The organism is Desulfobotulus sp., from assembly GCF_034006065.1.
Lineage (GTDB): Bacteria > Desulfobacterota > Desulfobacteria > Desulfobacterales > ASO4-4 > Desulfobotulus.
Map to the genome: position 1 here is coordinate 1 of NZ_JAVETM010000082.1, position 6,694 is coordinate 6,694.

A 6,694-nucleotide genomic window follows, 5' to 3' on the forward strand; every position below is an offset into this window, starting at 1 on the left:
CAGGAATGGGTTTCTACCAGATCCGCAAAATAGTCCTGCAGATTCCCATGACTGAGTCTGTCCGGACAACAGTCAAAATGACTGCTGATCCTGCGGACGGCTCTGGCATAGGCATCAATGGTTTTTTTGGCTTTGCCCTGAAGCTTCAGGGTTTTCAGATGCTGCTGGTAAAGCCTGTCGAATCGCTCCTGTTCCTGCTGGTTCATGGGGCACTCCTTCTCCAATGCGTTGTTAGGCTGCAGCTGTGCGCTGCATTGAAGGAGTGTACCTTGTTTAACTCTTTTCTGCCGCAAAGCGGCTGCGTTCAACAATCACATGCACTCGGACAGTAAAAAGCGCCGCTTGTTCCTCGCTTTGCTATTTACTGCCGGTGATGTGAGGCGTTCTCCCAAACCATCACCTTGACAACACGTACGCCATGCCGTACCTTTTATAAAAAGTCAAGGAGGCACCATGCCAATATTATCAGCAACAGAAGCTCGTTCAAATCTTTACAAGCTTATTGATCAAGCATCCACATCCCATGAGCCTATCATTATTACAGGTAAAAGAGGAAACGCTGTGCTTCTCTCAGAAGAAGACTGGAAATCAATTCAAGAGACCCTGTTTCTTCTAAACATTCCAAATATGCGTGAATCGATTCGGGAAGGGCTTGAAACTCCAATAGGCGATTGTAATGAGGAGCTTGACTGGTGAGCTGGAAGGTTGTGTTTACAAAACAAGCTCAGAAGGATGCTAAAAAAATCTCCTCCTCTGGCCTGAAATCAAAGGCAGAAGATATCCTTGAGATATTGAAACAAAATCCATATCAAACACCGCCGCCTTACGAAAAACCTGTAGGTGATTTATCAGGTGCCTGTTCACGAAGGCTGAACATACAACACAGAATTGTTTACCAAATCCTCAACGATGAAAAAACAGTCAAAGTCATTCGAATGTGGACCCACTACGAATAAATGGAAGAACAATGGGTTGCAGGCGGTTGCATCCGATGTTGCTCCTGCAAGCCCTGAACCATGCCTTGGGCAACCCGACATAGACGTGAATCCCCACAGCAGTCCATCAAGGAGGATCGAATGAAGCCTTACAGTAAATCCGATGCTGCCATCGCCGCCCTGACTCCGGAACAGTTCCGTGTGACCCAGCAAAACGGCACCGAGAAACCAGGATCGGGCGAGCATCTTGATACTACCGAGCCGGGTATCTATGTGGATGTCGTGTCGGGCGAACCACTGTTTGCGTCATCAGACAAGTTTGAGTCGGGTTGCGGTTGGCCAAGCTTTACCAAACCCATCGAGCCTGCGTATATTCAGGAGCTACAGGATGTCAGCCATGGCATGGTGCGAACCGAAGTTCGCTCGGTTCATGGCGACAGCCACCTGGGGCACGTGTTTCCCGACGGCCCCAGGGATCGCGGTGGCCTGCGTTACTGCATCAATTCGGCTTCGCTGCGCTTCATCCATCGCAAAGACATGGAAGCAGCGGGCTATGGGGACTACCTCAATCAGGTGGAGGACAGGTCATGACACAGGAACGCGCTGTTCTGGCGGGCGGCTGTTTTTGGGGAATGCAGGATCTGTTTCGCAAGTTACCGGGGATTGAGGCCACTCGGGTGGGTTACACTGGCGGTGATGTCCCCAACGCCACCTACCACAACCACGGCACCCACGCCGAGGCCCTGGAGATTCTTTTTGATCCGGAGAAAATTTCCTATCGCCGTATTCTGGAATTCTTTTTCCAGATACACGACCCCACAACCACTCACCGACAGGGCAATGACCGGGGACCGTCTTACCGCTCGGCAATTTACTATGTGAACGAGACGCAGAAGAAAGTTGCCCTTGACACCATCATGGATGTGAATGCCTCGGGATTATGGCCGGGCAAGGTGGTAACGGAACTTGAACCTGCAGGGGATTTCTGGGAAGCAGAGCCCGAGCATCAGGATTATCTTGAGCATTATCCCAGCGGCTACACCTGCCATTACCCACGTCCGGGCTGGGTACTGCCAAAGCGCGAACCTGAGTGAACCGTTCAATCCTGACGGAGGGCGCATGAAGTTACAATCCTGTCAACTCCTCCACCACCTTCACCCCAAACATTGAACAATCACATCCAGACATCTTTTCGCAGGCTTTCTTTATACCCGCCCGTCCTGAAACAGCCAGCCCCAGATGAGTGAAGCCTCCCTTGCCCTTTTCAGCCCTGCCAGAACAGTTATAAAAAACCTCCCTCCCTTCCCCCAACTACCCGCCTGCTTTACGCTTTTGATAAATGCCCAGCCTGCGCATGCGGCTGCGGAGGGTATTGGGGTTGATGCCCAGCAGCTCTGCGGCTCCACCAGCTCCGTGAATCTGGCCGCCGGAGTGTTCCAGGGCTTTGCGGATATGACGGACTGCCACCATGTCCAGACTGGGAAAGGGAGTATCGCTGACCACAGTTCCCGGCTCTTCGCCCATGGGCAGATCAAATATGACACACCCTCCCCGGCTGCGGCTCTGGATCAAAGCACGTTCCACAATATTTTCAAGCTCCCGCACATTTCCCGGCCAGCTCCATCCACCAAGACGATCCACCTCCCCTTCCTGAACCTGAGGTGCCGGGTGAATTTTGAGATCCATGGATTTTTTTTTCAGAAAATAACGAACCAGCTCGGGGATATCATTTTTACGGTACCGAAGGGGAGGAATGGTAATGGGGAAAATATTCAGCCGGAACCAGAGATCTTCCCGGAACTGGCCGGTCTGTATCCTTTTTTCCAGATTTCTGTGGGTGGCGGAGATGATCCGGACGTCCACGGGAATCATCTCGCTGCCTCCCACACGCTCAATTTCTCTGTGCTGCAAGACCCGTAACAGCCGGATCTGGGCTGCGGGCGGCAGCTCACCAATCTCATCCAGAAAAAGGGTTCCCCCATGGGCGCGTTCAAACTTTCCCCTTTTACGGGAAAGGGCTCCGGTAAACGCCCCCTTTTCATGTCCAAAAAGTTCTGAATCCATCAGACCTTCGGGAATGGCGCCGCAATTGACCTTGATAAAAGGCCCGTCACTGCGGGAAGAAGCCCCATGGATGGCATTGGCGATCACTTCCTTTCCCACCCCCGTTTCCCCCAGAAGCAAAACAGGACTGTCCAGGGAAGCCACCTGCGCCACCATCTCCATAACCCCTTTCAGTCCGGAAGCGGAGCCGATGATGGCATCCCCTTTCAGGTGACGTATTTCCTGGGAAAGCGCTCTATTTTCCTCATCCAGAGAATCTTTCAGCTGGATCAGTTCCTGATAATGAAGGGAATTGAACCATGCCAATGATAAAGGCTCCTGAATCTCTCGTATGTAATCCGCATGCCCTTCCTTGAATTCATTTCGGTTTTTACTGAGAAAAACCAGCATGCCATTCCAGTTTGTTTCAATTTTCATGGGAACTACGATGCAGGAAGAATTCCAGACTTCCGGATCAACCTTCAGCCAGCCCCGGCCGATGGGATTTGATTCCGGGCCGTCCATAATCAAAATACCTGCCTCCGAAGCAAGCACATCTTCAGCATGGGAGATCATATCCGGTGTCAGGGGAAGGTCATGAAAGGCCGTAAATTTTTTGGTCAGCCAGGCATGATCAAACACCCGGATCACTTTTTGTTCACGGATATACAGCGTTGCAAATACGGCTTCAACAGGCATGATCCTCGCCAGGATTTCAAGGAGTCTTTCCAGCGCAACCCCGAAATCCAGACTGCTGGAAATCCTCAACACAGCCTCACGGAAAAATTCATTACGATCCATCGCCCCTCCGTTGTTTCATTTAGCAAGCAGATCATAAATTACTAAATAGAACAATGCCGATTGTTCTATTTAGTAATTTTCCAGCAGCTCCTTTTTTAAAGCATTGTTTTATCAGTGCCTTAGCTGTGGCACGATTTTGGCTATCCACCCAGCGGGATGGGATCCCTTCCCTGGGGGATCGTGCCCGGAATCAAGGCAGAGATTCAATGGAAGGCAGGTGCATATAAAAGTAGCCTCCTGAATCCATAAGGTTTTTGCTGCAAAGGATCAGGCAGGCTGCGTATTCGTAAAGGGCCATGCGGATTTTTTCATGTGGATCTCTTTGATTATTTTAAGGAAAGGAAAAATTTGGTGAATCGTCTTAAAAGCAGTTTTTTCATCCTCTCCCTTGCCGCCTGCATCCTGGCTACAGGATGCAGCAGAGCAGAGGGTACCGCTAAGAATGAATCCTCCATGGTCCCCCGGCCCGTACGCACCCAGATTCTTGCTGAGCCGGACAAGGGAACAGAACGTATTCTTCCGGGGATTGCCCGATCCGCCGAAGAAACGGTTCTGTCCTTCCGGGTTTCCGGCCTGATCGTTACCTTCACCGCAGAAACGGGGAAAGTGGTGCGAAAGGGTGATGTCATTGCCCGGATGGATGACCGGGATTTTACAGTCCGCCTCCGCCAGGCAGAGGCCAGACTGGCCGCCGCAGAAGCCAGAGCCAAAGAAGCGGAACAGCACTTCCGGCGGCACGAGGCCCTTTTTAAAAAAGAGGCCATGGCCAAAGCGGAATTTGATAAAACCACCGCCCTTTATCACACCACACAGGCAGATCTTGATGACAGCAGGGCCAGCCTGCATGAAGCCAGAAACCAGCTGGCCGACACCCGTCTCCTCGCTCCCTTTGACGGCGTGATTCATGAGAAATACGTGGAAAACCATCATCATGTGAATGCGGGGCAACCCATTGCCAGCCTCATCAATCCAAGCGCCATTGAAGTGATGGTGGGGCTTCCCGCCTCCATGCTGGGGGATGTTGAAAAAATTACCGCCATACGCTGCCAGTTTGCTTCTTTGCACGGCAGATCCTTTTCCGCCTTCATCAAAGAAATCGGGCAGCAGGCCGATAAGGGCAGCCGCACCTATCCCCTCCTGCTGACTCCGGAAAAATCGGAAGAAATCCGGCCGGGTATGACAGCGGAGGTGCGCCTCCACTTTGCAGGAGCCGCCAGCTACACCCTTCCCATGGCAGCGCTGGTGCCCTTTCCCGGAGAGGGGGCCGGTATTTTTGTGGTGAAAGAAGGCCGGGTTTCCCTGAAACCCGTTCAAACCGGCACTCTCTCCAGTCAGGGGATCACGGTTTATGGAGCGCTGCAGCAGGGGGACATCATCGTTACGGGTGGGGCCAGCCACCTGAAGGAAGGGCAGTCTGTCCGCATTGTACCAGGACCCTCTTCAACCAATGTTGGCAGGCAATTGTAAATTCTAAGGAGCCTTTCTGTCATGCGCATTTCTTCTTACTCTGTCCGCCACAAAAGCGTGGTCTTTTTTTTCATCCTCTGTCTCAGCATCAGCGGTTTCATGGCCTATGAGAGGCTTGGCAAGCTGGAGGATCCGGATTTTACCATCAAGACGGCCATTGTGGTAACCCCCTATCCCGGTGCTTCCCCCCACGAAGTGGAACTGCAGGTGACCGACCTCATCGAGCAGGCAGCCCAGAGCACGGAGCATGTGGTGGAAATCCGGTCCGAATCCCGTGCAGGGCTTTCACTGGTCTATGTGGACGTGGACGAAAGCATGCGTTCCCATGCGATTTCCCATACATGGGAAAGCCTGAGGAAAAAAATCACTGCCATGCAGGCAGAACTCCCCCCGGCGTTCTGCCTTCCACCGTACAGGATGACTACGGCGACATCTATGGGATTTTTGTGGCCCTTTCCGGAGAGGGGTACAGTGAAAAAGAACTCGCCGACTATGCGGATTATCTCCGGAGGGAACTGCTGAAAGTTGCGGATGTGAGCCGGATTCAGATTTATGGAGACCGGACTGAAACCATAGAAATCCTCATCCCCGAAGAGCAGATGGCTCTTCAGGGGATCCGGCCGGACATCCTCACCATGGCGCTTTCCCGGCAGAATGCCGTGGTGGACAGCGGAGCGCTGGATTCCGGGACCCGGCGGGTCAGACTGGAAACCACGGGAGTGCTGACGGATCTTTCCACCCTTGAAAACCTGATCCTTCTGGGCATGGACGGCCGTACCTTTCGTCTGGGAGACATTGCCACCATCCAGCGAAGCTATCAGACTCCCAGGGAAAAGAGCCTCAGCATCAATGGAAAAACCGCCATCGGCATCACCATTTCAGCCAGACAGGGGGCCAATGTGGTGGCCATGGGCGAGGCCGTGAGGCTTCGGATGAACCAGCTCATGGCAGACATGCCCTTAGGCATGGAGCTGCATGATGTGTACTACCAGTCTGAATCCGTTCAGAAGGCCATTGGCAAATTCATGACCAGCCTGATCCAGTCCGTGGGTATCGTGGTTCTCGTTCTTCTTTTTGCCATGGGAGTGCGAAGCGGGCTTATCATTGCCTCCGGGCTGGTCCTTTCCATACTGGCCTCCTTTCTCGTCATGCTGGCCTGGGGCATTGATCTGCAGCGAATTTCTCTGGCAGCGCTGATCCTTGTCATGGGTATGATCGTGGACAATGCCATTGTTGTGGTGGACGGCACCCTGATCAAGCTGAATCAGGGCATGGACCGGGAATCGGCGGCTGTTCAGTCCGTGAAAGAAACGGCATGGCCTCTTCTTGGTGCCACGATCATTGCGGTACTGGCTTTTTTTCCCATTTACATGGCTCCCTCCAATACAGGGGAATATTGTGCCAGCCTCTTTCAGGTGGTGGTCATTGCTTTATTGGCAAGCTGGGTG

General features: G+C 52.7%; 9 protein-coding genes. 7 read left to right on the forward strand and 2 right to left on the reverse strand.

Annotated features, from left to right (window positions below):
- Positions 1–206, reverse strand: a 206-nt coding sequence (locus RBR60_RS15895; protein ID WP_320358600.1) for a phage integrase N-terminal SAM-like domain-containing protein, incomplete at its 3' end; no start/stop codon positions are given.
- A 247-nt stretch (positions 207–453) separates the two neighbouring features.
- Here RBR60_RS15895 and RBR60_RS15900 point away from each other — a divergent pair.
- The 4 genes from RBR60_RS15900 to msrA all read left to right on the forward strand — a co-directional run bounded on the left by RBR60_RS15900 (position 454) and on the right by msrA (position 2,029).
- The gene (locus RBR60_RS15900) at positions 454–696 is read left to right on the forward strand and encodes a type II toxin-antitoxin system Phd/YefM family antitoxin (RefSeq protein WP_320358602.1); all 243 of its coding nucleotides are present in this window, start codon (positions 454–456) and stop codon (positions 694–696) included.
- The gene (locus tag RBR60_RS15905; RefSeq protein WP_320358604.1) at positions 693–956 is read left to right on the forward strand and encodes a Txe/YoeB family addiction module toxin; all 264 of its coding nucleotides are present in this window, start codon (positions 693–695) and stop codon (positions 954–956) included. The genes RBR60_RS15900 and RBR60_RS15905 overlap by 4 nt, the downstream gene beginning before the upstream one ends.
- Before the next feature lie 120 nt (positions 957–1,076).
- Positions 1,077–1,526: a peptide-methionine (R)-S-oxide reductase MsrB gene (gene msrB / locus RBR60_RS15910; protein WP_320358606.1), complete on the forward strand. Its 450-nt coding sequence runs from the start codon at positions 1,077–1,079 to the stop codon at positions 1,524–1,526.
- Entirely contained in the window at positions 1,523–2,029 is a 507-nt protein-coding gene (gene msrA, locus RBR60_RS15915; RefSeq protein WP_320358608.1) for a peptide-methionine (S)-S-oxide reductase MsrA, read from the forward strand. Before msrB ends, msrA begins: the two co-directional genes overlap by 4 nt.
- Before the next feature lie 217 nt (positions 2,030–2,246).
- On the opposite strand, the gene RBR60_RS15920 is transcribed toward msrA, so the two are convergent.
- The gene (locus RBR60_RS15920) at positions 2,247–3,779 is read right to left on the reverse strand and encodes a sigma-54 interaction domain-containing protein (RefSeq protein WP_320358609.1); all 1,533 of its coding nucleotides are present in this window, start codon (positions 3,777–3,779) and stop codon (positions 2,247–2,249) included.
- A 351-nt stretch (positions 3,780–4,130) separates the two neighbouring features.
- On the opposite strand from RBR60_RS15920, the gene RBR60_RS15925 reads away from it, so the two are divergent.
- The 3 genes from RBR60_RS15925 to RBR60_RS15935 form a co-directional block, all read left to right on the forward strand.
- Complete coding sequence (locus RBR60_RS15925; protein WP_320358611.1) at positions 4,131–5,246, forward strand: efflux RND transporter periplasmic adaptor subunit; 1,116 nt, start codon at positions 4,131–4,133, stop codon at positions 5,244–5,246.
- Positions 5,247–5,267: 21 nt separating this feature from the next.
- The gene (locus RBR60_RS15930; protein WP_320358613.1) at positions 5,268–5,768 is read left to right on the forward strand and encodes an efflux RND transporter permease subunit; all 501 of its coding nucleotides are present in this window, start codon (positions 5,268–5,270) and stop codon (positions 5,766–5,768) included.
- Positions 5,693–6,694, forward strand: a 1,002-nt coding sequence (locus RBR60_RS15935; RefSeq protein WP_320358616.1) for an efflux RND transporter permease subunit, incomplete at its 3' end; no start/stop codon positions are given. The genes RBR60_RS15930 and RBR60_RS15935, both read left to right, overlap by 76 nt.